This is a genomic window from Nonomuraea sp. NPDC049158 (assembly GCF_040648335.1).
Lineage (GTDB): Bacteria > Actinomycetota > Actinomycetes > Streptosporangiales > Streptosporangiaceae > Nonomuraea.
The window spans coordinates 192,379-217,818 of sequence record NZ_JBEZDM010000001.1; the positions used below are offsets into that span (position 1 = coordinate 192,379).

General features: G+C 68.6%; 24 protein-coding genes. 11 read left to right on the forward strand and 13 right to left on the reverse strand.

Going from position 1 to position 25,440, the window contains the following annotated elements:
* Positions 1-11: 11 nt before the first annotated feature.
* The 3 genes from AB0B61_RS00905 to AB0B61_RS00915 are packed head-to-tail and all read right to left on the reverse strand — an operon-like array spanning position 12 to position 3,698.
* The gene (locus tag AB0B61_RS00905; protein ID WP_358425912.1) at positions 12-791 is read right to left on the reverse strand and encodes an SDR family oxidoreductase; all 780 of its coding nucleotides are present in this window, start codon (positions 789-791) and stop codon (positions 12-14) included.
* A gap of 47 nt (positions 792-838) precedes the next feature.
* Positions 839-2,320 carry a long-chain fatty acid--CoA ligase gene (locus AB0B61_RS00910; protein WP_358425915.1) on the reverse strand — a complete coding sequence of 494 codons (1,482 nt, stop codon included), beginning with the start codon at positions 2,318-2,320 and terminating at the stop codon, positions 839-841.
* Positions 2,307-3,698, reverse strand: coding sequence for a helix-turn-helix domain-containing protein (locus AB0B61_RS00915; protein ID WP_358425917.1), 1,392 nt, complete (start codon positions 3,696-3,698; stop codon positions 2,307-2,309). Before AB0B61_RS00915 ends, AB0B61_RS00910 begins: the two co-directional genes overlap by 14 nt.
* A 183-nt stretch (positions 3,699-3,881) precedes the next feature.
* Here AB0B61_RS00915 and AB0B61_RS00920 point away from each other — a divergent pair, with 183 nt between their 5' ends.
* The 5 genes from AB0B61_RS00920 to AB0B61_RS00940 are packed head-to-tail and all read left to right on the forward strand — an operon-like array spanning position 3,882 to position 8,608.
* Positions 3,882-4,640: an ABC transporter ATP-binding protein gene (locus AB0B61_RS00920; protein WP_358425920.1), complete on the forward strand. Its 759-nt coding sequence runs from the start codon at positions 3,882-3,884 to the stop codon at positions 4,638-4,640.
* The gene (locus AB0B61_RS00925) at positions 4,637-5,353 is read left to right on the forward strand and encodes an ABC transporter ATP-binding protein (protein WP_358425923.1); all 717 of its coding nucleotides are present in this window, start codon (positions 4,637-4,639) and stop codon (positions 5,351-5,353) included. The genes AB0B61_RS00920 and AB0B61_RS00925 overlap by 4 nt, the downstream gene beginning before the upstream one ends.
* Before the next feature lie 2 nt (positions 5,354-5,355).
* Positions 5,356-6,237, forward strand: a complete 882-nt coding sequence (locus tag AB0B61_RS00930; protein WP_358425926.1) for a branched-chain amino acid ABC transporter permease — start codon at positions 5,356-5,358, stop codon at positions 6,235-6,237.
* Positions 6,234-7,337 (forward strand): branched-chain amino acid ABC transporter permease, encoded by a 1,104-nt coding sequence (locus AB0B61_RS00935; protein WP_358425929.1) that lies wholly within the window; start codon positions 6,234-6,236, stop codon positions 7,335-7,337. Before AB0B61_RS00930 ends, AB0B61_RS00935 begins: the two co-directional genes overlap by 4 nt.
* 5 nt (positions 7,338-7,342) lie before the next feature.
* Positions 7,343-8,608 (forward strand): ABC transporter substrate-binding protein, encoded by a 1,266-nt coding sequence (locus tag AB0B61_RS00940; protein ID WP_358425932.1) that lies wholly within the window; start codon positions 7,343-7,345, stop codon positions 8,606-8,608.
* 587 nt (positions 8,609-9,195) lie between these two features.
* Here AB0B61_RS00940 and AB0B61_RS00945 read toward each other — a convergent pair.
* The 4 genes from AB0B61_RS00945 to AB0B61_RS00960 form a co-directional block, all read right to left on the reverse strand.
* Positions 9,196-11,139: a tetratricopeptide repeat protein gene (locus AB0B61_RS00945; RefSeq protein ID WP_358425935.1), complete on the reverse strand. Its 1,944-nt coding sequence runs from the start codon at positions 11,137-11,139 to the stop codon at positions 9,196-9,198.
* 3 nt (positions 11,140-11,142) lie between these two features.
* Positions 11,143-11,583: a hypothetical protein gene (locus AB0B61_RS00950; protein ID WP_358425938.1), complete on the reverse strand. Its 441-nt coding sequence runs from the start codon at positions 11,581-11,583 to the stop codon at positions 11,143-11,145.
* 488 nt (positions 11,584-12,071) lie between these two features.
* Positions 12,072-12,605, reverse strand: coding sequence for an NUDIX hydrolase (locus tag AB0B61_RS00955; RefSeq protein ID WP_358425941.1), 534 nt, complete (start codon positions 12,603-12,605; stop codon positions 12,072-12,074).
* Positions 12,602-13,843: a helix-turn-helix transcriptional regulator gene (locus tag AB0B61_RS00960; RefSeq protein WP_358425944.1), complete on the reverse strand. Its 1,242-nt coding sequence runs from the start codon at positions 13,841-13,843 to the stop codon at positions 12,602-12,604. The genes AB0B61_RS00955 and AB0B61_RS00960 overlap by 4 nt, the downstream gene beginning before the upstream one ends.
* A gap of 361 nt (positions 13,844-14,204) precedes the next feature.
* On the opposite strand from AB0B61_RS00960, the gene AB0B61_RS00965 reads away from it, so the two are divergent.
* On the forward strand, positions 14,205-14,669 hold the full coding sequence (locus tag AB0B61_RS00965) for a hypothetical protein (protein WP_358425946.1): 465 nt from the start codon (positions 14,205-14,207) through the stop codon (positions 14,667-14,669).
* Positions 14,670-14,988: 319 nt separating this feature from the next.
* Entirely contained in the window at positions 14,989-15,522 is a 534-nt protein-coding gene (locus tag AB0B61_RS00970; RefSeq protein WP_358425949.1) for a hypothetical protein, read from the forward strand.
* 260 nt (positions 15,523-15,782) lie between these two features.
* Here AB0B61_RS00970 and AB0B61_RS00975 read toward each other — a convergent pair whose 3' ends face one another.
* Entirely contained in the window at positions 15,783-16,229 is a 447-nt protein-coding gene (locus AB0B61_RS00975) for a DUF2690 domain-containing protein (protein ID WP_358425952.1), read from the reverse strand.
* Between the two features lie 406 nt (positions 16,230-16,635).
* Between AB0B61_RS00975 and AB0B61_RS00980 the strand changes: the two genes are divergently transcribed.
* Complete coding sequence (locus AB0B61_RS00980) at positions 16,636-18,186, forward strand: carboxylesterase family protein (RefSeq protein ID WP_358425955.1); 1,551 nt, start codon at positions 16,636-16,638, stop codon at positions 18,184-18,186.
* Positions 18,187-18,339: 153 nt separating this feature from the next.
* Here AB0B61_RS00980 and AB0B61_RS00985 read toward each other — a convergent pair whose 3' ends face one another.
* Entirely contained in the window at positions 18,340-18,711 is a 372-nt protein-coding gene (locus AB0B61_RS00985; protein ID WP_358425958.1) for a hypothetical protein, read from the reverse strand.
* A complete protein-coding gene (locus tag AB0B61_RS00990; RefSeq protein WP_358425961.1) occupies positions 18,648-18,911 on the reverse strand; it encodes a helix-turn-helix transcriptional regulator in 264 nt (87 codons plus the stop codon). The genes AB0B61_RS00985 and AB0B61_RS00990 overlap by 64 nt, the downstream gene beginning before the upstream one ends.
* Positions 18,912-18,968: 57 nt before the next feature.
* On the opposite strand from AB0B61_RS00990, the gene AB0B61_RS00995 reads away from it, so the two are divergent.
* Entirely contained in the window at positions 18,969-19,412 is a 444-nt protein-coding gene (locus tag AB0B61_RS00995) for a hypothetical protein (protein WP_358425964.1), read from the forward strand.
* Positions 19,396-19,698 carry an HAD hydrolase-like protein gene (locus tag AB0B61_RS01000; protein ID WP_358425967.1) on the forward strand — a complete coding sequence of 101 codons (303 nt, stop codon included), beginning with the start codon at positions 19,396-19,398 and terminating at the stop codon, positions 19,696-19,698. Before AB0B61_RS00995 ends, AB0B61_RS01000 begins: the two co-directional genes overlap by 17 nt.
* On the opposite strand, the gene AB0B61_RS01005 is transcribed toward AB0B61_RS01000, so the two are convergent.
* Both AB0B61_RS01005 and AB0B61_RS01010 read right to left on the reverse strand, forming a co-directional pair.
* A complete protein-coding gene (locus AB0B61_RS01005; protein WP_358425970.1) occupies positions 19,688-19,810 on the reverse strand; it encodes a hypothetical protein in 123 nt (40 codons plus the stop codon). The genes AB0B61_RS01000 and AB0B61_RS01005 overlap by 11 nt on opposite strands.
* Positions 19,811-20,116: 306 nt before the next feature.
* The gene (locus tag AB0B61_RS01010; protein ID WP_358425973.1) at positions 20,117-21,532 is read right to left on the reverse strand and encodes a pentapeptide repeat-containing protein; all 1,416 of its coding nucleotides are present in this window, start codon (positions 21,530-21,532) and stop codon (positions 20,117-20,119) included.
* 141 nt (positions 21,533-21,673) lie between these two features.
* Between AB0B61_RS01010 and AB0B61_RS01015 the strand changes: the two genes are divergently transcribed.
* Positions 21,674-22,099, forward strand: coding sequence for a hypothetical protein (locus AB0B61_RS01015; protein WP_358425976.1), 426 nt, complete (start codon positions 21,674-21,676; stop codon positions 22,097-22,099).
* Between the two features lie 111 nt (positions 22,100-22,210).
* On the opposite strand, the gene AB0B61_RS01020 is transcribed toward AB0B61_RS01015, so the two are convergent.
* Positions 22,211-25,402: a S8 family serine peptidase gene (locus tag AB0B61_RS01020; RefSeq protein WP_358425979.1), complete on the reverse strand. Its 3,192-nt coding sequence runs from the start codon at positions 25,400-25,402 to the stop codon at positions 22,211-22,213.
* Positions 25,403-25,440 lie beyond the last annotated feature (38 nt).

A 25,440-nucleotide genomic window follows, 5' to 3' on the forward strand; every position in this document is an offset into this window, starting at 1 on the left:
AGCCTCCCCCTTCATGAAAGTGACTCCACGAATCGCGCCATCCCGGCCAGCCACCGGTCGGGATCGTCGGCTTTGCGGCGGGCGAAGTCGGCCACCTCGGGGTGCGGGAAGATGTGGAACCGCTCCGCCGCCAGCCCCTCGACCACCGTGCCGGCCACGTCGGCCGGGTCGAGGATCGCCCCGGACGCGCCGACCGCGCGGGCCGTCAGGTGGTCCTCCGCGACGCCGCGCTCCAGCATGGCGGTCCGTACGCCCTGCGGGCACAGCACGCTGACCTTGACGCCCTTGGTCGCGTAGTGGATCGAGACCCACTCGGCGAAGGAGATGGCCGCCGCCTTGGTCACCGCGTAGGGGGCGTCGCCGGGGCAGCTGATCAGTCCGGCCGCCGAGCAGGTGTTGAGCAGGTAGCCGCCGCCCCGCTCGACCATGCCGGGCACGACCGCCCGCGCGGCGTACACGTGGGCCCGCAGGTTGACCGACCACAGGCTGTCCCACTCCTGGTCGGTGGCGTCCAGACCGTGCCCGGCGATGACGCCCGCGTTGGAGCAGAACAGATCGGGCGGACCGAAGGGCGTCTCCGCCAGCGCGGCCACTTCAGCCTCAACCGACACGTCGGCCCGTACGGCCACGGCCCGGTCGCCGATCTCCTTCGCCACCGCGCCCGCGCCCGCCTCGTCGAGGTCGGCGACCACCACTCCGGCCGCCCCCTCGGCGGCGAACCTGAGCGCCATGGCCCGGCCGATCCCGCTCGCCGCCCCCGTGACGACGACGACCTTGTCCCGCACCCGCATGAAGCCACCTTCCTAACCGACCGCCCGGTATCCAGAACGTAGTTCTACTACCGGTGGCGAGTCAACGTCTCGATGGCGCGCTTGAGGATCTTGCCGGTGGGGCTCATGGGCAGTTCGTCGGCGAACGTGACGTGCCGGGGGTACTTGTAGGCCGCCACCCGCTCCCTGACGAAGGCCCGCAGCTCGTCGGCCTCGACCGGCGCGCGCAGCGTCACCACGGCCGCGATCTCCTCCCCGAGCTCCGGGTGGGGGACCCCGATGACCGCCGCCTGCCGGACGGCGGGATGCTCGTACAGGACCTCCTCCACCTCGCGCGGGTAGACGGTATAGCCGCCCCGGATGATCACGTCGCGGCACCGGTCGACCAGGAAGAAGAACCCGTCCTCGTCGACCCGGCCGAGGTCGCCGGTGTGGAACCAGCCGTCGCGGATCGCCTCAGCCGTGGCGGCCGGATTGTTCCAGTAGCCCTTCATCACGTTGGGACCCCGGACGACGATCTCGCCGATGTGGCCGGTGGGCACCTCGCCGTCGTCCTCGTCGACCACCTTCATCTCGACGTCCTTGATCGGGCGGCCGATCGACCCCGGCCGGGTGCCGTTGCGGCCCCTGTTGGACGAGGCGACGGGCGAGGTCTCGCTCAGCCCGTACCCCTCCACGATCGAGCAGCCGAACCGCGTCTCGTACGCCCGCAGCACGTCGAGCGGGAGCGCCGCCCCGCCGGAGACCAGGATGCGCAGCAGCGACATGTCGGAGGCGCCCGGATGGTCGAGCAGCGCGATGTACATGGTCGGCACGCCCTGGAAGACCGTGACGCCGTCGCGCCGGATGACCTCCAGCGCCCGGCCCGCCTCGAAGCGCGGCAGCAGCGTGAGGCGCGCGCCGGCCTGGACGGTGGCGTTGAGCGAGCAGGTCTGCCCGAAGGAGTGGTAGAGCGGCAGCGCCCCGAGCACGACGTCGTCCACCCCGAGCGCGTGCATGCGGGCGACGGCCGCGGCGTTGCCGCCGAGGTTGCCGTGCGTCAGCTCGACGCCCTTGGCCCGGCCGGTCGTGCCGGAGGTGTAGTGGATGACCGCCGTCTCGCCGTCCGCGCGCGGGGTGACGTCGTGCTCGGCCGCCAGACCGCGCAGCAGCCGCTGGAACTCGCCGGGCACGACGAAGAAGCAGTCGGTCAGGGTGCCGGCGGTGCCCGCCTCGGCGGTCTCCGCGAAGGCGTGCCAGGCGATCAGCAGGCAGGCCCCGCAGTCACCGACGTACGCGGCGATCTCCCGCCTGCGCAGCAGCGGATCCAGCGGGACGACGACCGCCCCGATCCGCAGCACCCCGTAGTAGACGACGGCGAACTCCGGGACGTTCGGCAGCATGACCGCCACCCGGTCGCCCGCGCCGATCCCACGCAGCCGCAGCAGCGCGGCGACGCGGGCGCTCATCAAGTCGAGCGCGCCGTAGGTGAGCGCCTCGTCGTCGAGCGTGACAACCGACCTCCCGCCTAGCCGATCGGCGGCGGTGTGGAGCCGGTCAGCGAGATTCATGGAACGACCGTACGTCCCCGCTCCCACGTCGCTCATCGGTCACGGTGGCCAGTCTTTGCCCCCCTTGGTTGGTGGTGGGCGGCAGAGAGTCGTGCAGGGCGATCGCCACGAGCAGGTCGAGCAGGTCACTGATCCGGCGCAGGCTGCGACCGGTGCGCTCCTGGATGCGGCGCAGGCGGTATTGAGCGGTATTGGGGTGGATCTGCAGCCGCTCGGCCGAGGCGCGCAGGTTCAGGTCGGCGGCGGCGAAGGCGCGGATCGTGGCGGTGAGCACGCCACCGCGCGCCCGGTCCTCGGACAGGAGCGCGGTGATCCGCGGATCCACCAGGTGACGGGCTGTGTCGTCCGCCCTCAGCGCCAAGTACTGGAACGGCGATAGCCGGGGGAGCGCGGCCACACCGCCGTCCTCCGGCAGGAACTCCAGCACGGTACGGGCCTCGTCATACGCCTGCGGGATCCCGGCCGTCCCCGCGGCGACCGTGCTGATGCCCATCGCCAGCACGATCCCCTCGCCCATGAGGCTCTCGCGTACGGCCTGCAGCCGCTCGCACAGCTCCTCCGGGTCGCCGCCGGGGCCGAGCGCGGGGATGGCGACGATCTCCGACCGCCGGACGACCGACAGCGTCCGCGCGCCGTTCGCCCCGGCCCTGGAGAGGGCCGCGCAGGCCGCGTGCCGCGCGTCCACGCCGCGGTCGGAGTCCGGGTTCTCGCCGATCACGAGCGCGCGCGGCCCGAGCAGGACCGCGATCACCACCAGCAGGGGCGAGCGGGTGTCGGACCCCAGGCCGTACGCCTGGGCCGCGGCCAGTTGCCTGCCACGCGAAGGCGCGCCGCCGGCCAGCAGGGTCTCCAGCAGGTCCCTGCTCTCGTGTACGGCCTCCGCCGCCGCGTAGTGCTGGAACTCCAGGTACGCGTTGGCCGCGTGCGTACTGGCGAAGTCGCAGTAACGCATGATCGGGGTCGCCAGGGAGAGCGCGGCCTCGTGGCCGGCGGCCGAGTGGCCGGCCCGCTCCAGCACCGACCCCCAGAAGACCCGCTGGCACACGCGGAAGGCGTTGATGTAGTCGGCCAGGGCGAGCCCGGCCCTGGCCCGCCGCATGGCGGCCCGGCGCGCGAAGGCGATGTCGTCGACGGTGACCGTGCGGTCTTCGAGCATCACGGCCAGCTTGCTGCGGTAATGGCGGGCCACCTGGTCGCGTACGTCGGCGAGGAAGTTCTCGTCCTGAGCCGCGTAGGCGGGGATCTCGGCCCGCATCGTCTGGACGGCCGTGTCGGCGAGGTCGGCTAGATGATCGAGGAGCTCGGAGAGGATGCGCGTGCGCTGGACGCGGACCGTCGCCGAACCGGTGAGCGTTTCCGTGCTGAAACCACCGGACATGCCGGGATGATCCATGCACTTTGCCGGGCGGTCAACAGGTCGTAACCGGTCCGAGACAGATCCTGTGCCCGGCGGACAACAGCCAGGACGCATCTTGGGTGACCGTGCCCAATGTGGTCTCGGACCGGTGGCTCCTACGCTTTCAGAACATTGTTCGCCGCTCACCGTCAGCGGGAGGCCGGAGTGCTGGAGGTAAGCGAGCTCACGGTCAGATTCGGTGGCATCACGGCGCTCGACGGCGTGGGCTTCTCGGTGCGGCGCGGCGAGATGGTGGGGCTCATCGGGCCGAACGGCGCGGGCAAGACCACGCTGTTCAACTGCCTGACCCGCCGCCACGACGCCGATGCGGGCCGGGTCGCGTACGAGGGGCGGGACCTGCTCGCCGTACCTCCGCACGCGATCGCGGCCTTGGGCATCGCCCGTACCTTCCAGAACCTCGGCCTGTTCCCGCGCATGTCGGTCCGCGACAACACGCTGGTCGGCGCGCACCACCGCGGCCGGGCCGGTTTCCTCACGGCGGGCCTGCGCCTGCCCGGCGTGCGCCGCGAGGAGGCCGGGCTGCGCGCCGAGGCCGACGCGGTGCTCGACCGGCTGGCGCTGACCGAGGTCGCCGACCATCCGGCCGCCGGGCTCCCGTTCGGCACGCTCAAGCGGGTGGAGCTGGCCAGGGCGCTGGTCGGCCGCCCCGCCCTGCTGCTGCTCGACGAGCCGGTGAACGGGCTCAGCTCGGCGGAGGTCGAGGAGTTCGCCGGCGTCCTGCGCGCGATCCGCGACGAGTACGACCTGACCATGGTCGTGGTCGAGCACCACATGGGCTTCGTCATGGGGATCTGCGACCGGATCGTCTGCCTGGACTTCAGCCGCAAGATCGCCGAGGGAGCTCCGGCCGAGGTCCAGCGCGATCCCGGGGTCATCGAGGCGTACCTGGGGACCGCCGTATGAGCGATTTGGTGGTGACGGACCTGGTCGCCGGATACGGCGACGCGAAGGTGCTGCACGGGCTGAGCCTGGCGGTCGGTCCGGGGGAGATCTGCGCGATACTCGGGCCGAACGGCGCCGGCAAGACGACCCTGCTGCGGGCGCTGTCCGGCATGGTCCGGGGGCGCGGCAGCGTCCGGCTCGGCGGCACGGAGCTGACCGGCCGCTCGCCGGACGCCATCGCCCGGCGCGGCGTCGCCCACGTGCCCGAGGGGCGCGGCACATTCATGCCGCTCACCGTCGAGGAGAACCTGCGCCTGGGCGCCTACGTACGCCGGGGCAGAACCGGCGTGGAGGCCGACCTCGACCGCATCTACACCTACTTCCCGGCGCTGAAGCCCAGGCTGCGGCAGACGGCGGGCAGCCTCAGCGGTGGCGAGCAGCAGATGCTGGCCATCGGCCGCGCGCTGATGCTGCGTCCCCGGCTGCTCCTGCTGGACGAGCCGTCACTGGGCCTGGCGCCGCTGGTCACCCGGGAGCTGTTCCGCATCGTGCGGGCGATCAACGAACAGGAGCGGACCACCGTGGTCGTCGTCGAGCAGAACGCCCATCTCGCCCTCGGCATCGCCCAGCAGGCGCATGTCCTGGAGACCGGCCGGATCGTGCTGTCGGGTACGGCGGAGCGGATCAGGGCGGACGAGCAGGTCGCCCAGTCCTACCTCGGATACCGGGTCTAGCCATGGCCGGCTTCCTGCAGCAGGTCGTCGAAGGGCTCGGCGCGGGCGCCATCTATGCCAGCCTGGCGCTGGCCCTGGTGCTGATCTACCAGTTCACCGGCATCGTCAACTTCGCCCAGGGCGAGCTGGCGATGTTCTCCACCTACCTGGCCTGGCAGTTCACCGCCGCCGGGCTGCCGTTCTGGCTGGCGCTGGTCATCACGCTCGTGGTGTCGTTCGCGGGCGGCATGCTCATCGAGCGGGTGATCATCCGCCCGGTGGAAGGCGCTCCCGAGCTGACCGTGGTGATCGTCACCGTGGGGCTGTTCATCTTCGTGAACGCCGCCGCCGGGTGGATCTGGTCCTTCACCATCAAGGACTTCCCCAATCCGTTCCCCGAGGGCGCGCTCACGGCAGGGAGCGTCAGCGTGGGGTACTCGACGCTGGGCATCCTCGGCGTCGTCGGCGTGGTGATGGGCCTGCTGTACCTGCTCTTCCAGCACACCAAGATCGGCCTGGGCATGCGAGCGGTGGCCGCCGGCCCGCAGTCCGCCCGGCTCGTCGGCATCCGGGTGGGCTGGACGCTCGCGCTCGGCTGGGGCCTGGCCGCCACGGTCGGCGCGGTGTCCGGCGTGCTGGTGGCGCCGCTGCTCTTCCTGGACCCCAACCTGATGGGCGGGGTGCTCATCTACGCGTTCGCGGCGGCGACGCTCGGCGGGTTCGACAGCCCGCTGGGCGCGGTCGTGGGCGGCCTGATCGTCGGCGTGGCCGAGACGCTCGCCGGGGCGTACGTCGGCTTCATCGGGTCGGATCTCAAGATCGGGGTGCCGCTGGTCATCATCCTCGGCGTCCTGCTGCTGCGGCCTCAAGGGCTGTTCGGGCGAGCGGTGGTGGAGCGGGTATGAGCGAGTCGGCGGAGGCGACCGGTGCGCCGGTCGCGAAGGGGCCCGATTCTCCGATCGCGGAGGAGCCCGATTCTTCGGTCGCGGAGGAGCCCGATTCTTCGGTCGCGGCCGGGCCCGGAGGGCAGGTCGCCCGGCGGTGGCGGGTGCCCGCGAACTGGCGCTGGATCGTCGTGGCGCTGCTGCTCGCGCTGGCCTGCTACGCGCCCTTCCAGCTGGTGCCGTTCCGGGTCTTCCAGTTCACCATGGTGCTGATCTACGCGGTGGCGCTGCTCGGGCTGAACCTGCTCGTCGGGCACGCGGGCCAGATCTCGCTCGGGCACGGCGCCTTCTTCGCCGTCGGCGCCTACACCGCGGCCATCCTGCTGCACCGCTGGGACGTGCCGTACCCGGCCACGCTGCCGGCCGCCGCCGTGGTGGCCTTCGCGCTGGGACTGGCGTTCGGCGTGCCCGCCGTCCGGCTGCGCGGCCTCTACCTGGCCCTGGTGACCCTGACCATCGCGATCTTCCTGGTACCGCTGCTCAAACGGTTCGAGTCGGTCACCGGCGGCTCCATGGGGCTGACGCTGGCCAAGCCGGCGCCGCCCGCGTGGACGGGACTGGCCGAGGACCAATGGCTGTACTTCCTCACGCTGGCCGTGGCCGTCGTGGCGTTCCTGGTGACCCGTAGCGTGCTGCGCTCGCGGGTCGGCCGGGCGCTGCACGCCATCCGGGACAACGAGGCGGCGGCCGAGGTCATGGGCGTACGGCTGTCGTTCTACAAGACGCTCTCCTTCGCCTGGAGCGCGATGCTCGCCGGGATCGCGGGCTGCCTCTACACGTGGGTGATCGGGTACGTCTCGCCGGACTCGTTCGTCGTCACGCTCTCGATCACGCTGCTGGCGGGCCTCGTCGTGGGCGGCCTCGGCTCGTACTGGGGGCCGCTGCTGGGCGGGCTGTTCGTCATGTTCGTACCGAGCATCTCCCAGAGCGTGAACGACGCCGCGCCCGGCGTCGTCTTCGGCCTGCTGATCATCGCGGTGATGTACGTCGCCCCGACCGGCCTGGCCGGGCTGGCGGGCCGCGCGGCGTACTCGATCAAGAAGTCCCTCCGGAAGGAGTAACAGGCATGCGCGTATCCGTTATCGGCTGTACGGCGATGCTCCTGGCCGCGGTGGCGGCCTGCGGGGGGCGGGGCGGGACCGAGCCGGGCACCACGGCGTCGGGGCCGTGCCAGGGCCAGCAGACGACCGGCATCACCGACAAGAGCATCAAGCTCGGCGGCATCTACCCACTGTCGGGACCCGCCTCCGCCTACGGTGACATCCCCAAGGGCATCAAGGCGTACTTCGACTACATCAACGCCGAGAAGAACGGCATCGGCGGGCGCAAGGTCGAGTTCGTGGTCCGCGACGACGGCTACCAGCCGCCCAAGGCGGTCGAGGAGGCCCGCCGGCTCGTCGAGCAGGAGCAGGTGTTCGCGCTGTTCCAGACGCTGGGCACCCCCTCGACGACGGCGACCTGGGACTACACCAACCAGCAGAAGGTGCCGCAGATCTTCGTCGCGACCGGCGCCTCCAAGTGGGGCACCGACACCAAGCACCCGTGGACCATCGGCTGGCAGCCCAACTACATCTCCGAGGCGCGCGTCTACGCCCAATATCTCAAGAAGGAGAAACCCAACGCCAAGGTCGCGGTGCTCTACCAGAACGACGACTTCGGCAAGGATCTGTTCGGCGGCTTCAAGCGGGCCATCGAGGGCAGCGGGATCACCGTCGTCGGCGAGCAGAGCTACGAGGTCACCGACCCGAGCGTGGACCCGCAGATGCGCAACCTGGCAGGGTCCAAGGCCGACGTGTTCCTCAACATCACCACGCCCAAGTTCGGCTCGCAGGCACTGGCCGCCGACGCCAAGAACACCGCCTGGAACCCGTTGCACATCCTCAACAACGTCTCCGCCTCGATCACCGTGCTCAAGCCCGTCGGCTTCGAGAACGTCCAGGGCGTCGTGTCCTCCACCTACTACAAGGACCCCAGGGACGCGACGTGGAACGACGACGCGGAGATGAAGCTCTACAAGGCGAAGATGGCGCAGTACGCCCCGGGCGCCGACCCGAACGTGCCGTTCTTCACCTTCGGCTGGGCGGTGGCCGACTCCTTCAACAAGACGATGTCGGCCGCGAAGTGCCCGACCCGCGAGGGGCTACGCGACGCGATGCGCAGCCTGAGCAACGTACAGATCAACATGCTGCTGCCCGGGGTGACGATGAACACCGCCGCAGATGACGGCTTCCCGATCGAGTCGATGCAGCTCATGAAGTTCAAGGGCGAACGGTGGGAGCTGTTCGGGAACGTGATCGACACCCGCAAGGAGTTCGGGCCGCTGACGGGCTGACAAGCATGGGCCTTCGCTTTTGGAGCGCTTTCGCGCAATGGGCTTCGGGCTGCGCCTAGTGGGGGGCAGCGCCCCCCACACCCCCACCCTTACAAGCGTGGTCCTCGCTAATCGCTCGGGCGCCCCCCAAACGCAAGCGGCCCCATAACCGGAGCGAGCCCACCCAGCTCCAACAGGCAATCGCTCAGCATTAAGGAAGCCGCGGCAAAGCTGACGACAAGATCGTGACCAGAGACGGGTGCAAGTGAGACGGCGGGCGTATGTTCCCTTCAATACCGCCAAGTCATCGGAGGGAAGGACCACGCCCGGGTCGTCTCGAGTATCGCTCTACGGGCGGTATCCACGCCAAGATCGACACTCTGTTCGCCGAGGAGCGTCCGCTGCCGGAAATCCTCGAGGAGCTTCGACGTTGGGGGTTACAGCCGCTGCGGTCTACGAACCCGCATCCCACGATCGGTGTGAACGTAGGCATCTGGGTTGGTGGTCAGCAGGTGGAGTTGTTCTTTCTTGTCATGGTGGCCAGGTGCGTGATGACGACCACCGGGATGAGCAGCTATGCGACCCGGTTGCTATATAGCGGCCATCGATCAAATTCGACCATGACAATGCTTGAATTTCTTCCCAGATCCACAATCACATGGGCTGTTCCATGTGAGCGAAATGTTCTGTCGTAAGACTTTGGCTTGTGGGTGGTCGGGGCCCAGCGCCGCCTCAGTGATCGCCAGCGCCCGCTCCTTCAACGGCACCGCCTCACCAGGACGACCCAGAGCTTGCAAACTCGACGCCAGATTCCCCAAGCAGATAGCCACGGAGGGGTGGTCGCGACCCAGCGCCGCCTCAGTGATCGCCAGCGCCCGCTCCTCCAACGGCACCGCCTCACTAAGACGCCCCAGACCATAAAAACTCGACGCCAGATTCCCCAACCGGACGGCCACGGAGGGGTGGTCGCGACCCAGCGCCGCCTCAGTGATCGCCAGCGCCCGCTCCTCCAACGGCACCGCCTCACCCGGACGCCCCAGATCGCTGAGACTCGACGCCAGATTCCCCAAGCAGACAGCCACGGAGGGGTGGTCGGGACCCAGCGCCGCCTCGATGATCGCCAGCGTCCGGCTGGAAAGGTGGTGGGCATGCTGGTGCTGGCCTTGTACGGAGGAGAAGGCTGCTGCCTGGTTGAGAACTCGGCCGAGTTTCACTGGTTCGGTTCCTTCTCGGTAGCGAAGAGCGACCGCATTGACGTGCGGAAGGAGATTCCGCCAGAGAGGCCAGCCCGACACATTGGACTCCGGGTCGTCTGGGAGTGCCTGAGCCAAGCAGGTGAGGGCGCGCTCACGCGCGGCGTGGCTGCGTGCGTTGTGGTAGTCCAGGCCGTTGTAAATCACCGATTGGAAGAGCCGGTGCATGCTCACCGTCTCCTGCTCGTCCTCACCCACGCGCGTGATCATGCTGTAGGAGGCGAGAAGCTCCAACGCATCGTCGAGATCCAGATCGCCGACGTTGCCGAGCAGCAAAGCCCGGGGGATATTGTCTGGGGCGTAGCAAGCCAGCGTACGTAGCAGGTGTTCTGCTTGGAGCTCCTCGGCGGTGTCACGTTCGCGGATGGCCTCCAGGTGTGTGTCCCACAAACGCGCCATCGTCTGTTCAGCTTTCCCGCCCGCCGCGGACTTGGCATACATCCGGGCTGGATGGCGGCGTAGCTGCTCCAGGTAGCGTCCGGGACTCTTATGCGACTGGCGGATGTAGGCGGCGGCCTGTTCCAATGCCAGCGGCAGGTAACCCAGCTCTGCTGCGATCGCGGCAATGTCCGCTTGATCTTCAGGCTCCTCGTGCCCGCTGACCTTGGCGATCAGCTCTACCGAGGGGCCATCGTCGAGGACATCCAAGGAAACGGAGTGTGTTGCCGACCAGGGCACATCACGACGTGTGGTGATCAGGACATGGCCGGCGGCCAGGTGGTCAAGCCAGGGCCGCGCATGGTCGGGATCATCGACGTTGTCCAGCACGACGAGCCACCCGGGGTGAGCGCGTAGCCAACTGAGCGCCCACTGAGCTGCCTCTGACACGTTACCGACCAAGGCGATGGGCGGGTGGATCTCCGCCGCTAGCGCGGCGAACCCCTTCTCGATGTTCTCTACCGTGTCCGCAGTGATCCAATACGCCACTGGGTAGCGGGCCTGATGGGCGTGGGCGTAACGCCGGACCAACTCCGACTTGCCCACTCCCCCCATACCGCGCACCAGCTGACGGATGACCACAAGATCGCCATCGTCGGCGAGCTTCTCCTCCAGTTCCGTCAGCGCATCCTCACGCCCAACGAACTCCGCCGCGCGAGGCTCCTGAAGAAACCTGATCGGAGCAGTAATCTCGACCTTCCCGGGCGCCAGCAGACTTCCCGGTTCCAACTGAGTCGTCCGCGCATCGATCGATGAACCATCGCCGCTGATCACGTTCCCGCTGATGTCACGCCCTGCCACCACGGCGCGATCAGGTGCGTTGAGCCGCTCTTGATCCTCGCCCGCCGCATCCCGGGCCATGATCTAGCGTCCGGTGATGGAAGAGTTGTCCCCCGTGATCACCGATCCAGTGATGTCACGACCCGCCGCCACACCACGATCGGACGCAGTCACCGTGTTGCCGGAGGCCGTGTTTCCTGTGGCGCTGTCGGCCTGCTCCAGCATGCGGCGCACGTCGTCGGCCAGTTGCGCATCCTCCTGCAGCAACTCCGCTAGATACACCCGCAACGCAGCCTGAAAGTCAGCATTGTCAGGCTCGCGGATCAGCCTTTCCAACTCCCTGGGCACCTGCGCCTGCTCGGCATCGGTACCGAAGAACCGCTGAAGGATCTTCCGCCCCCACCCCACGGTGGCATCAGCGGCCTCCTCCTGCACGCGCGCGAGCACCGCGCCCCCATACGCACTCACAGCCGACACCACATAAGGCGATGCCGACCCAACCAGCGCTACGAGTTCCCCACTCATGAGATGCCCCTTCCGGATGGCACCGACGACCCCCGGGCGATGCGACCGCCACACCTTCGTCACGAGAAATGTAATCCCGTCCCTATCGCCTACAGGCGAAAAGCACCAAACACGATCGCCCTCAGAACCACCTCGGCATCCGGCACAGCCGCTCTCGCCTGGATGGTCATCTCCTCGTCGGGCAGGTTCCGCCAGGCCGGCCGGATAACCGGGTCAAGCCGTCGGCGTGTCCATACTCCTGATGGTCCCCCGTGTGCTGGTTACCCAGCGTGCTTTCATGAAGAACAGCGTCGCGCAGATGACTCCCCAAAACAGGCTTGCCCTACGCAAGCGGCCCCCTAACCGGAGCGAGCCCACCCAGCTCCCACAGGCAATCGCTCAGCATCAAAGAAGCCGCGCCAAAGCTGACAACAAGGTCGCGTCCAGAGACGGGTTCAAGTGAGACGGCGGGCGTAGGTTCCCTTCAATACCGCCAAGCGCTGCGCAGACTAGCTGACGGGGCGGCCGTTGTGCAGGTACGCGACGGTGTCAGCGTCAGCGGCGGTGATCGCGGCCTGTAGGCGTGCCCACACGTACGGCCGGAGCCGCTTCCGCGCTTGGTTGGGAGTGCAGAACTCGAACGCGCCCAACTCGGTATCGGCAAGGCGTAGCGCGGCGGTTTGGCCGGGGGTGAGGGTTCCGGCGTTGAAGATGAACATCACCGAGTCGTCCCATGGGCCGTGTGGTGGCACCCAGTCAACACACACCAACGCCATGTCCTTCGGGAGGTGGAGGCCGAGTTCTTCGGTCAGTTCTCGGCGGAGGGCATCAAGCGGTGGTTCGTTGGCTTCGGCCATGCCACCGGGGAGATCCCAATTGGGTTTGTAGGTGGGGTCGACGAGCAGCACACGGCCATGATCATCACAAATGAGGGCGTCTACCCCCACGCGCTTGCGGGCCTGGCGGGCGTTGCCCTCGGTCAGGTGCGCGCGGTAGGCGGCAGGATCGCGTTCGTAGAGCGGCCGGGTGTCGGGCTCGGTCATGGGGTTGGGCTGGTCCTTGGCTGTGTGGTGTCGGTGGTGAGCTGGTAGAGCCATTCACGCTGCCGCAACGCCTCGGCCAGGTGGTCGAGGAAGCCCCGCGCGCATGCGGTGGCGCGGTGCGGCTGGAGCTGGTCGCGCAGATCGCGTAGTTGCTGAATCACCAGATACGAGCCTAGCGACCCGGTGGTATGAAGAACATCGGTCGCGACCGCACACGCCTGGTCCAACGCGCCGCGTTCGATGAGCACACCGGCCAGGGTGAGGTGCCCGAACGCGCGGGCGCGGGTGCGGCCGGCTGGCCGCAGCTCTAGAACTCGCTGGGCGTGGCGCTGGGCTGCGAGTAGGTCGCCGAGCTGCCGCATGCACCGGGCCGCGTCTCCGGCGAGGGACGCAGCATCAAACGGTGACACCCAGGGCGACGGGGCCGCGCTGTGGCTGCCCTGCAGGGCGGTCTCAGCGCGGCCCAACAGTGCGCGCGTTTCCCGTGATCGTCCTGCGGCGGCGTGCCCGCGAGCCTGCAACGCCCACAGCCGCGCCGCCAGTTCGGGGTGAGCCGGCCCCGCCGTCAACTCGCGCTGTCCCTGAGCGGCGTAGCCGATAGCGTCATCGGGGTGGGCGCGATGGTGCGCGAGGTGGGCCAGGCTCGCGAGCACGTGAACCCTCAAATGGGGGTCGTCGCCCACGCCGGACAGGTCTCGCGCCCGCGCGAAATGCCGCCCGGCGCGGTCGTCGTCTCCGGCATCATGCGCCATCCACCCGGCCATTTCTGTGAGTGCTGCGGCCGCGGTGAACACCTGCGTCCCCTCACCGCTGAACATGTGGGGACTGAGGTGGTCGCGTAGGTAGGTGGTGACGGTCGCGTACAGGTGAGCGCCGCCAATTTGGGCGTCCACCGCCCGCCACGCCGCCACTGCCGCCGCCGCATCCTCACCCGGCCCCGAGACGGTGGCCCGCGCCGAAACCGGAACAGGGACCGGGGGCGGTTCCGCGGCCGGGGCTGAGGCATGCTCTGGTGGGCGCGCTGCGCGCTGCTGCGGTACCTGAAACCACAACCGGTCAGCCGGGATGTGCAGCAGTCGCGCCCACTGTGTGAGCCTGCCCAAGTCGGTTATCGGCGGGCCGTTCTCAATCCTGGACAGCTGGGGTTGGGTGATGCCCACCCACGCCGCCACCGTTTCCTGTCGTAAGGGGCGGCCGTGGTGCGGGTGGGCGCGATAGGCCGCGATGACCTTGCCCATGTGCCACTGGTCGAGCGCTGAGCGCATGCTGGGATGGGTCCAAAACTCCGGCGGCACCCTCGGCGGCCCGGCGGGCGTACCAGTCGCCCCACGTGCGCCCGTGGTGCATGCCGCGCACCGGCCGCTGGTGTTGTCGCGCGCTAGGCGTGTCCCGCAGCGGCAGCGCCGCGCCTGCGTGTCGGTCATCTGGACTCACCGCCACATCGGAGATCCCTGCACCCCGAATGTAACCACGCGATCACGTTGCGAATCCAGGTATTCGCTGGGGCGCATATCCATATGCGTTATTGGTCATGGCCTCATGTGCGGGCTGCTGGTCACTGTGGGAGCACCCCCAGCCGACCAGCGCGAAAGGCACACCGTGACCACACAACACGCAGCACCAGAGCCGGTGATCGGCTGGAACTACCTGGCGGTCTCGGGCCGCCCCATCGTCTGGGCCGGTCCGGTCACGCATCCGGGACCGCTGCCCGGATCGGCCCTCCCACCAACAGCACGACGCCGGGCGGTGGGGTACGTGCGGCTTCGACCCGACACCGACACCGCCGCCAGCGAGCAGATCACCGCGCGCCTGCGCGGGTTCGCGGCGCGGTCAGGGCTGGACCTGGTCGACATCTTCACCGAGCACCCGCATCCGTACCGGCGATCGGCGTTTGGTGAGCTTCTCCAAGCGCTGTGCCGCCCTGACATCAGCACCGTGGTGATCCCCGCTCCGGAGCATCTGTCGGAGTTCGACGGCATCTATCAGGCCATGCGCGCCCTGATCGAGATAGAGACCGGCGCTGATGTCTTGGTGATGTCCCACACCACCGAGGCCACGCCATGACCCCGGCACCTGTCCATGAGGTCCATGACCGGCGGCTGAAAGAGTTGCTCGGTCAGGTGATCGCGGCGGAGGTTCCCGCGATCGTTGTGGACCAAGCCACCGCCGAACGGTGGCTCCTGCGGCTGGCCGGTGCCTTGCTGGGGATCAACGCCCGGCACCGCGTCGACCCGCGCGGGAGGTGCCGGTTGTGCCGCCCCGGATTCCTGCGGCGATGGTGGCCCCGGGGGGCGCGGCGAGCCTGCACTGTCCAACCGACGCTCGCGCACTACCTCCGCGACGCCGAACCGCTCCTATTCCCCACCGAGGATCACGGGGTCTCATGAGCGACCGGTTCGCGCCCGTGCCGCCCACCGTGCGCGCCTCCGAGGTCACCCTGTTGGCGCTGCACACCGCGATCACCATCGGCGCGCAAGTCGCCCGCATCAGCGCCCGAGTGTGGGGCCTGCCCTACCTCGAACGCCCTGCCGAACGGACCGCCGGGCACCTGCTCGCCCGCGCCGTCGAGAACACTGGCCACCCCGACCCCAATCCCCGATACTCCGACATCAACCCCGCCACCATCGCCGCCGTGAGTATCCGGGTCCACCGCCGCGTGGACGCACTGATCATCGACGTGTGGGACACCGACCCCACCCCGCCAGACACCACCCCACCGGACCCCCACATGAGCGCCGTAGGCGCCCTGGCGCGCCGCTGGGGCACCTACCCCTCCCCGTGTGGCGGGAAGGTCATGTGGGCCGAGATAGGCGCAGACGATCACTCACCTGCCGGGCTGGCGCAGCCTGGCGGTTCTGACCATCTCACGCCGCGCCCCGATCCCAGCGCCGATGCGTGCCCATGCCACGCCGCATAACCCCCCACTGAAAGCGGAGGCTTTACCAGGTTCGTCTCTCCGCACCGACGAACACCGGGACGGAGTTGCTGGTCAGCGTCGTTGGCGTTGGGCGGCGCGGGAGTGGTCAGGTGCTGAGCGGCATGCGGCACGATGGAGCGCGAGTGGGGCGGTGACGGGACCAGGCGACCCTGGCCGCGGCTCGGGAGTAGGACGCCAAGCCGCCCAAGCTAGCGCGGCCGTTGCGCCAGGGTGCAGGCGGCTGATGGGGCGATCACAAATCAGCCGCAGGCCTTCGCAGTGGTGCCGCTGCCCTTGTTGACGCGGCCGATCCCGGCCGTCACGCTGCCCGTGGCCTGGGCGCAGACGCCGCTTGGCGCGTAGACCATGTCGCCCCAGTGGTGCCCGCCGTTCCCGGCGCGGTAGGTGAAGGAGATGTTCTTGCGGCTGGTGAAGACGGTGATATGGCCGGTCGCGTTCTTGGGCACCGTCACCTCGCCCCAGTTGGTGCCGCAACGGCGGGAGTAATACAGCCGGATCGTGCCCAGGGTGTCATCGATCTCGTTGCTCAGCGAGGCCTTCTTCCCGGTGTAGACCTTGCTGTTGGCGCACCCGCTTCTGTAGGGGTCCTTTCCGTCGTACGTGTGGGCACTCGCTGGGCCCGTGGTCAGCAAGAGCGTGCCAATCGTCGCTACGGACATCGCAGCCGCTGCTACGTGGATCTTCATATCGGTCTACTCCTTTGTGAGAGGCCCGGGGTATGAACTCAATTTCTCGCCCTTATCTCTCCGCGAGAAATGATCTCTGGAAGGAGGGAGACTTCCCGATAGGCGGGGGAGGCGAGAGCAGCTCCGACTATGCCGGGCGCCTCGAACGGCGGCAACGGACATCCGCCGGATAGCCGTCCAAACATTGTCCAGACGTCCGGTTTGGACAAATAGCCCAGGCCGATGGGGGGGTGGCCACAGGGCGCCGCCCGCAGCGACGGGGTCTCCGTTGCCCGGCAATGAGATGAAGGGACATCACTTGGGGTAACGATATGGTGACTGGCCGCAGCTGGCGGCCTGGACGGTGCTCCGGGGGACGGCCGGCCCTGTGCGAGTGCGCATCGCCTTGTCCCGGCCGAGGAGTGTCATGTCACCCACCACCGTTGAGGTCTCGACCGCCTATGGCCCGGTATCGGGGCTGATCGAAAACGGGATCGCGTCCTTCCGCGGGATCCCCTATGCCGCCGCTCCCGTCGGGCCGAACAGGTTCGGCGCGCCCGTGCCGCCCGATACGTGGAGTGCGCCGTTGCCCGCTCACGAGTTCGGACCGACCCCGCCGCAGCCGCCGCTCAAGGGCAAGCTCGGCGAGCTGTTCCACAACCCGGTCATCCCCGGGGACGGTTACCTCAACCTGAACGTGTGGACCAGCGCCGCCGGCTCCGACGCCGCGATGCCGGTGCTGGTGTGGATCCACGGGGGCGCGTTCACCACTGGCTCCTCTGCGGTGACGACCTACGACGGCGCCACCTTCGCCCGCGACGGCGTCGTCTGCGTCACCATCAACTATCGCCTCGGGATGGACGGCTTCGCCTACATCGAAGACGCTGCCGTCCCGGCCAACCGCGGCCTGCTCGACCAGATCTTCGCGTTGGAGTGGGTGCGGGACAACATCGCCGGCTTCGGCGGCGACCCCGGCAACGTCACCGTGGCAGGCGAGTCCGCCGGCGCGATGAGCGTGCTGACCCTGCTCTCCCTCGACCGGGAGCTGTTCCACCAGGCCATTGTCGAAAGCGGCACCGCGCACATCGGCCAGACCCTCCAGGACGCCGCCCTTGTCACCGCCGCCGTCGCCACCCGGCTGGGTGTGGAGCCGACCGCCCAGGCACTCGCCGCAGTGGACACCGCCGCCCTGATGACGGCGCAGGCCGAGGTGAGCGATGATGTCACTTCCGGCGCCGACCCCGTTCGGTACGGGGCGAGCACCATCGCCTCGTGCGGCATGTCGTTCATGCCGGTGATCGACGGCGAGGTGGTTCCGCGACTGCCGATCGACGCCATCGCCGACGGCCGTGGCGCTGACGTGCCGCTGCTGATCGGCACCACGGTCGAGGAGTTCAGGACCTTCGTCGTTCCCACCGCCATGGTGGGCTGGCCCGGAGCGGCGCCGTTCAGGACCAGGACCGAGGTCTACGGTGCCCCGGCCGGCTTCTACGACCGCTACGCCGATACCAGCGTCGAGCCGTACGTCCGCAACGCCCCCTCCGGCATCGCCTGCGCGACGCTGACCGACCGCATGTTCCGCATCCCCACCTACCGCATCGCCGAGGCTCGCGGCGACGCGCCTGCCACCACCCACGTCTTCGAGTTCGGCTGGCGGTCACCCGCCACGCCCAACACCCTCCGCGTCAAGCTCGGCGCCTGCCACAGCCTTCCGCTCCCCTTCGTGTGGGACACGCTCGACAATCCTGACAGCGCGGAGTTCACCGGCCCGAACCCGCCCCAGGGACTGGCGGACGCCCTGCACGGGCGGTGGGTCGAGTTCGTCAAGACCGGCGACCTCGACCAGTGGGCCCCCTACAACACCACCGAACGGCCGGTGATGACCTTCTACCGCGACAACCAGCCGGACAACGTCATCGTCCACGACCCGCGCCGCGACGAACGGGAAATCTGGAAGAACGATCTCAACCCGAGCTGACCGCCGGCACAGTCCCGGCCTCCGGCGTGCGCGCTGCGCGCCGGAGGCGTGCGGGTGACCTGGGCAGCCGCGCGAGACCTCCCGCTGGATCGAGGAGACCACCCGCGAGGCCGATGGCGTCGACTGGGGGAGGGCGTGGAACGCTGGGGAATGTCAGCTGCCGCCGACTCCCAGGGCGGAGAGCAGGACCAGGACTACGGTAACGACAGCGAACAGCCCGTGTGCGCCGACCACGGCGACCGGGAAATGCCGCTCGGCGGGGGCGGTCTGCTCGCCTGCCGCCGGGGCGGTGGTGGCGCGGGCCCGGTATACCGGGATCCACCGGCTCAGCATGACGAACCCGAGCAGGGCGACGGGCACCAGCAGGACGAGGGCGATCCAGGCCAGCACATCCAGGTCGGCGATGAGATAGACGATCCAGACGATGAGGCCGATGGCGGCCAGCGCGAAATGGCCGAAGACTACCGGGACCGGGAGGTGGCTGCCGCCGCGGGCGCCGCCGCGCGAAAGCCAGGTGCCGAGCATGTCGAAACCGCTTTGTCGATAGTCGGCGTGCGCAGGCCGCGCTCGATCTGACCCAGATAGTCCTCGCTCATGCCCGCCAGACCGGCGACCACCGCCTGAGTCTTCTTCGACGCAGTCCGATGGAAACGGATCCGCTCACCGATGGAGATCTCAGCCGAACCCATGGCATTTGCCCTCTCGCACGTCCGGGACCAGCACATTCCGAACCACCGCTCTCCACGGTAAGCCGGAACGGCTGCCCACGTGAGAGTCTTGGCGTGCGTGTCTCCATCAGCGGGAAGGACGGTCGCGTGCTCACGAACCGGCTCGTTCTCTGGGACGTCGATCACACCTTGATCGAAACGGGCGGGGTGGGACGGGAGGTCTTTGCTGCCGCCTTCGCCGAGGTGACCGGCACGCCCATGAAAGACATGGCCGAGGTCAGTGGGAGACCCGAACTGGTCATCTTCGGCGAGACGCTCGACATGCATGGAATCCCGCGCTCTGACGACTACTTCGAGAGGTTCATCGACCTCCAGGCGGGCGACTATGAGGAGCGTGCGCATGAGATGCGTCTGCGGGGCCGCGTCCTGCCAGGCGCACTCAATGCGCTACAGGCGCTGAGCCGACGTACCCGGCATCACTCAGTCCGTCCTGACAGGGAACACGAAGGCGTCAGCGGAAGCCAAGCTGAGGATCTTCGGGTTGAACCGCCTCCTTGATCTGGAGATCGGCGCCTACGGGGAGGATGACCCCGTGCGCGCCCGCCTTGTCCCCATCGCACAGGATCGCGCCCGCAGCAAGCAAGGGCTGACCTACAGTCCTGACCTCACTGTGCTGATCGGAGACACGCCTCAAGACGTCATCGCGGGGAGGGACGGCGGAGCACGCGTGATCACCATCGCATCAGGCAAGAGCAGCACCACCGACCTCAAGGCGGCGGGCGCGGACGTCGTCTTTCCCGACCTCACCGACAGCGCCGCGCTCATCCGGACCGTCACGGGGTGAGCGTGCCTACCTGCCCATCGATCCACTTGAGGTACTCGGCATCGCCGCCCAGGATGGGCGTCACCACGATGTTGGGAACGCCGAGGGCGTGATTCGAGTAAGCGGTAAGCACCGCAAGCGTGAATGATGCGGCGGCACCCGGTGGGTGTCGCTGTTTTCCTTTCAAAGGACTTCATTGGGGCGCTGCGCGCTTGGGGGCCTCAGGCGTTGTTTCCAGTCGTGCCGGGCCCGCGCCCCCTGGACGGCCTCGCTGCCGTTCGGCCGCTTCTTGTGAGGTGCGGCCTTTGCGCGCACCTGTCACCCTCGCATCCACGGGAAAGTGATCTCGTGCAACCGGAGACGCAAGCTCCTAAGCAGGCCGTATTCAGTCTCCGTCATCCGGCGGCATGCCATAGCGGCGCGACCGGGGTGTTCGTAGTCAGAACCGGGTGGATGCATCGACGCGAGCTCGGTTTCGTATCGCCTGCTCTGTAGCCCCTACGATGCCGGTTAGGTCCGCGCCGCGCAGATTCGTGTTGTCCAGGTTCGCGTCGAGAAGGTTCGCGCTGCCCAGGTCCGCGCCGGTCAGGTCCGCGTCTCGGAGGTCGGCCTCGCGAAGGTCAGCGCTGCCCAGGAACGCGCCGCGCAGGTCCGCGTCGGGCAAATTCACTTCGCGTAAGTCCGCGTTGGGAAGCTCCGCATTGCGTAGGTCGGCATTGCCCATGTAGGCGTAGCGCAGCTTTGAGCTGTCCAGATTCGCACCGCGGAGATCTGCGCCGGTCAGGTCCGCGCCGCGAAGGTCTGCATAAGGCAGTTTCGCGCCGCGAAGATTGGCATTGGGCAGGTTCGCACCACGAAGTTGGGTGTCGGCGAGGTTGATTGCACTGCCGCCGAGTGCGGGATTGCGGCGGCCGATGACGGTCAGCGCTGCCTGGATGTCGGTGGCCGGTTCTCTCGGGAGCTTGGCCCCGAGCTGAGGATCGTGTTCGCGAAGGAAAGCGGCCAGTACATCGTAGACGGTGGGGTGGTCGCGGGGAGAGTCGATGGCCAGGCGTTCCAGGGCATAGATGCCGCCGAGGCGGACGTCCAACTTGGCCGAGCCAAGTTGTTCGACAGCTTTGGTGTAGCGGTCGGTGATTTGGCCTTGTTTGGCGGTGTGCTGGGCTTGTCGAGAGGTTTCCAAAGACTCGGCGGTGTACAACAGGCCCTGAGCCGTGAAGACGACGCCACCGATGACGACCAAGCCGGTGGCGGCCTGGATGAGGGTGTGGCGGGCGGCGTTGACCGCCTCGATGCGTTCGGTGGCGGTCATCTGCTTGCGTTCGGCGGCGGTTAGTGGATGTTGCTCGCCAGCCAAGCGCCGTGCACCAGGGCCGAGCAATAGGGCAATGACCATGCTCGCGATTACGGTCAGGGCGGCGCCGACCAGCGTCCAGCGGGCCCAGCCGAGCACAGGCAGGACCGCCGCAGCCCAGCCGAGGGCGGTGATTAGGGCAGAGGCGGGGAGTAGCCACAGTAATCGCCGCCATCGCCCAGCAACGCCCATCGGGGCGGGTAGCTCTTGGGTCGGTGTGGGCAATGTCGGCTGGCGGGTGATCGGCGGCTGGGGCGTGACTTCTGCATTACTGCAGGCAATTGCCGATATGGCTACTACAGATGCGATGACCGCTACTGCTGCGGCGGCGACGATTGCCCTGCCTGATGTGCGCTGAGATCTGTCTTCCATGCGGCCTATTGCACCGCTCCATGCGCTTTCCCGGATCGATATCGGCTTTAGGGCCAATATCCGGTGCGCATAGCTCGTGCAATACCGGTGCAGTTGGCGACGATTGCCCAGGTCAATCCCCGAAAGCATGGGATACCGGGTGCGCTGACCATCAGCGCACCATCAGATGTGCCCTCACGAGGCGTCAGGCCACCCGGCCGAGAAAAGACGCCGACGAGCGCGCTCAGGTCCGCTCAGCGGACCGATCGAACATCAACGAAGGGATCTCCCATGCGCACCAAGCTTGCCACGGCCGGCCTCGCTCTTGTTCTGGGTGGTGTTGGTCTCGCTCTGGCCCCTGCCGCCAGCGCCGCCAGCGTGTCCTCCGCTTCGCGGACGGCGACCGTCATGGCGCCCGAGTTCTCCGTCAATGGCAGGTGGCAGTTCACTCAGAGCGGCGCGATCACAGTGACGATGAACGTGACACAGGACAGCAGCGGGCGGCTCTTCGGGACCGCCTCCTGGTCCGGCGCCGTAGGGACGATCGAAGAAGGCGCGGTGGAAGGCCGGAATATCTTCTTCACCGTTGGGTGGTCGAACGGAGCCAGAGGCCGATACACCGGCTCGCTGGGCCCGGACAGGCGCCTGTCCGGGACCACGTTCGACCTGAATAATCCGTCGAGTCAGGCGAACTGGGTCACCACCCGCACCTTCTAAGACGAAGCCGAGGTTGCGGTCGCCGACGACGGGGTGGTGCCGGTCATTCAGCGCCGGGCCGCGGTCGGCCGCGCGGGGGACTTGCGCCCACGCGGCCGGAGCGCGGATCCGTCAGCCGATGGCGTACGCCCGGGTGATGGTCTGTGTCGCGCGGTCACCCGCCGCGTCCGTGACCTTGGCGCGCAGTGAGACGAACCCGGGGGCGGCCGGGTTCGCGATCCGGGCCGTCCATCCCGAGCCGGCGTGGGCCAGCCGGACCGGCCGCCAGTTCGCCCCGTCGTCGAAGGACGCCTCAAGCGTGATCGATGTCGCGCGCGGCGCGGAGGCGCCGGGGTTGCGCTGGAGGCTCACCGGGATGACGGTCGTGGACCCGGGCTTGGCGCGGTTGTGGTCGTCCAGGCCCTCGGGGGCGTAGCGGACGGCGGTCAGGGGCAGCGGCCGGGGCTCGGCCGTCCGCTGCGACCGGAACGTCCAGGCCGACTCGACCTTCGTGGACAGCGCCGACGGCCGCCGCGCCGACGTGGTCAGCGTGTAGGTCGCCGGCTCGGCGGGCAGGCGGACGTCCAGCCGGCAACTTTCGGTGTATCCGGGTTCGCAGGTCGCCAGATCGGTCTCGGCCAGTTTCTCCTCGCCGCGGGCCAGGGCGATGGTGCCGGTGATGTCGTAGTCGCCGCCCATCAGCCCGGCCTGCCCGTCGGCGAGGATGCCGTCGACGTTGAAGTTCAGCCAGTCGCCGTCGCGGCTGCCCGCGGACGTGCCGAAGGCGGGGCCGGTCACGGCGGCGTTCCACAGCTCGGTGATGGGCCGCCGGCCGAGCACCTGGCTCACGTCCGACACCCAGTGGGTGCCCGTCGTGATGCCGGTTTCCCAGGCGAAACCGGGAGTGCGGTAGTGCGTCATGGTGGCCGGCAGATTCACCTCCGGGCTCTCGGACAACCAGGCGCCCCCTGCCCAGGACCCGCCGGGGAGTAGCGGCCCCACCATCACCTCGGCCGTGCCGGGCACGCCGGGCGCCCGGTACGTCGCGCTCACCTTCACCAGGTCACGCGTGCGCGCCGTGTACGACAGGTCGTCCGGAATTCCGCCGGTGCGGTAGTCGACCAGGTCGTAGCGGTACGGGCTCGGCGCGGCGTCCTTCTTGTGCCAGGTGCTCCCGGCCAGGTACTTCAGGCCGGGCTGGCGCACCGGCAGAGCGTAGACGTCGTCACCGAAGCTGGACCAGCCTTGGCCGAACCAGCCGTTGGTCAGGGTGATCTGCTCGCTGCCGTCCTGCACGGCGGTCGGCTCGTCCACCGTGAACGTGATCTCCTTCCCCTGGCGCGCGTCCACCGTCACTTCCTGGTCCGCGCCGTCGATGGTCACGGGCCGATGCGCGGTCGTGGATTGGTCCAAGTTGTAGACGTTGACGTAGAGGTTCCACTCGCCCTTGGGTACCCGTACTCTTGCGACGCCTTGGTCGTCGAACGAGAGCGTCTTCTGGGTATCGGTCTCGAGCTGGTAGAGATAGCCCATGGCGGCGCGGGGTGTCTGGCCGTCCCTCTCAATGGTCTTGACGGTCAGGGTGTAGGTCTCGGGCTCCACGTACGCACCCGCGAGCGTGCGCACGACGGTGTCGCCCGACCTGGCGGTGACGACGCCGGGATAGTCCCCGGGCGCCTTGCCCTCCGCGCGGATCGTCAGCTCGACCGACGCCTCGCCCTTGGCGGGCACCTCCAGCCGCTTGGACCCCAGTTCCAGCGCCTCGCCGTCCGCGGCGAGGTCCAGGGTGAGCGGGGTGTCGCCGGAGTTGGCGTACGTGAGCGTCTTGGTCGCCACGCGCTCGCCGGTGCCGTTCCAGGGGAAGGAGGCCCAGACGTTGCCGGTCGTCGCGGCCACCTGCTGGGAGACCGCACGGGCCACGTCCACGCGTCCGGCGCCCTCCTCGTAGATTTTGGCGCTCCCGTTGGGGGCAGCGCTGCCGATGAGGGCCGCCTTGAGCCGCTGTCCGCTCCAGTCGGGATGGCGCTGGGCGAGGATCGCGGCGGCTCCCGCCACGTGGGGCGAGGCCATCGAGGTGCCGCTCATGGCGGCGTACGGGGCGTCGGCTCCGCCGTTGGCGTTGGCTGCCCTGATGGCGACGCCGGGGGCGGTGAGGTCCGGCTTGATGGCGTGGTCGTTGAGCCGGGGGCCCTTGCTGGAGAAGTCGGCCACCTTGTCGTCCCGGCCGACGGCGCCGACTGTGAGGGCGGCGTCGGCGCTGCCGGGGCTCAAGACCGTACCGGGCTTGGCGTCGTTGCCCGCAGCCACGACAAAGAGCGCGCCGGTACGCTCCGACAGCGTGTTGACCGCCTGCTCGACCGGGTCCACGTCGATCGTGTCCGGGCCGCCGATGCTCATGTTGATGACCTCGGCCTTGACCTCGGTCGCGGCCCACTCCATGCCGGCGACGATGTCGGACTCCTGCATCACGATGTCGCCGATCTTGCCGATGGCGAGTTTCGCGCCGGGCGCCACACCGCGTTGCTTCTCTCCCGCTCCCGCGACGATCGACGCGACGTGCGTGCCGTGCCCGTTCCTGTCGCGGATGTCGTCGCGACCGGTGAAGTCGCGTGCCTGCGTGACAACGTTCTTCAGGTCGGGATGCGTGGGGTCGTAGCCGCTGTCGAGCACGGCGACCGTGACGCCCTCGCCGGTGAAGCCCTGCTTCCACGCCTCGGTGGCGCCGATCTGCTTGACGCTCTGGTCGAGGGTGAAGAAGCGGTGGCCGTCCAGCCAGACCTTCGTCCGGTCGGCGGTCAGGGTCTGGACGCCGTCCGTTATGCCCTTCCACGTCTCGGCGGCGCTCTTCTTGGGCACCTCCACGGCGGACATGCCGAGGGAGGACAGCCGCCGGTCCTGGCGGGCGCTCCGGAGCGCGGGCACATCCCCCTTGGCCGACTGCGTGATCAGCGGGATGTCGCTCCGCTTCGCGTCACCGTACCCCCAGGCCAGGAGTTGCGTGACGTCGAACAGCCGCTCGTCCAGAACGCCCTTGGCCACCAGCGGATGTGCGTCGGACGGGTAGATGTACAGATGGCCGTCGCGGTACTGGCTGCTGTAGTGCACCTGCCTGCCCTCTCCCGGCTCCACCCGATGCCCGGCGGCGGTGACGACGACGCGGTCGCCGGTGATCAGCGTCACCGTGCCGGTCGGCCGGTTCGTCGCGCCTTCTTGCCTCGCGACTCCTGGGGTCGGGGCCGGCGTCGCGGCGGCGGGTGCCGGGGCGGTCGTGACGCCGGCCGTTACCGCCAGGATGGCGGCCAGCAGGCCCTTGCCTAACCTCATGCGTTTCCTCTCCATCGGCTGCATGACCGATCGCCGCC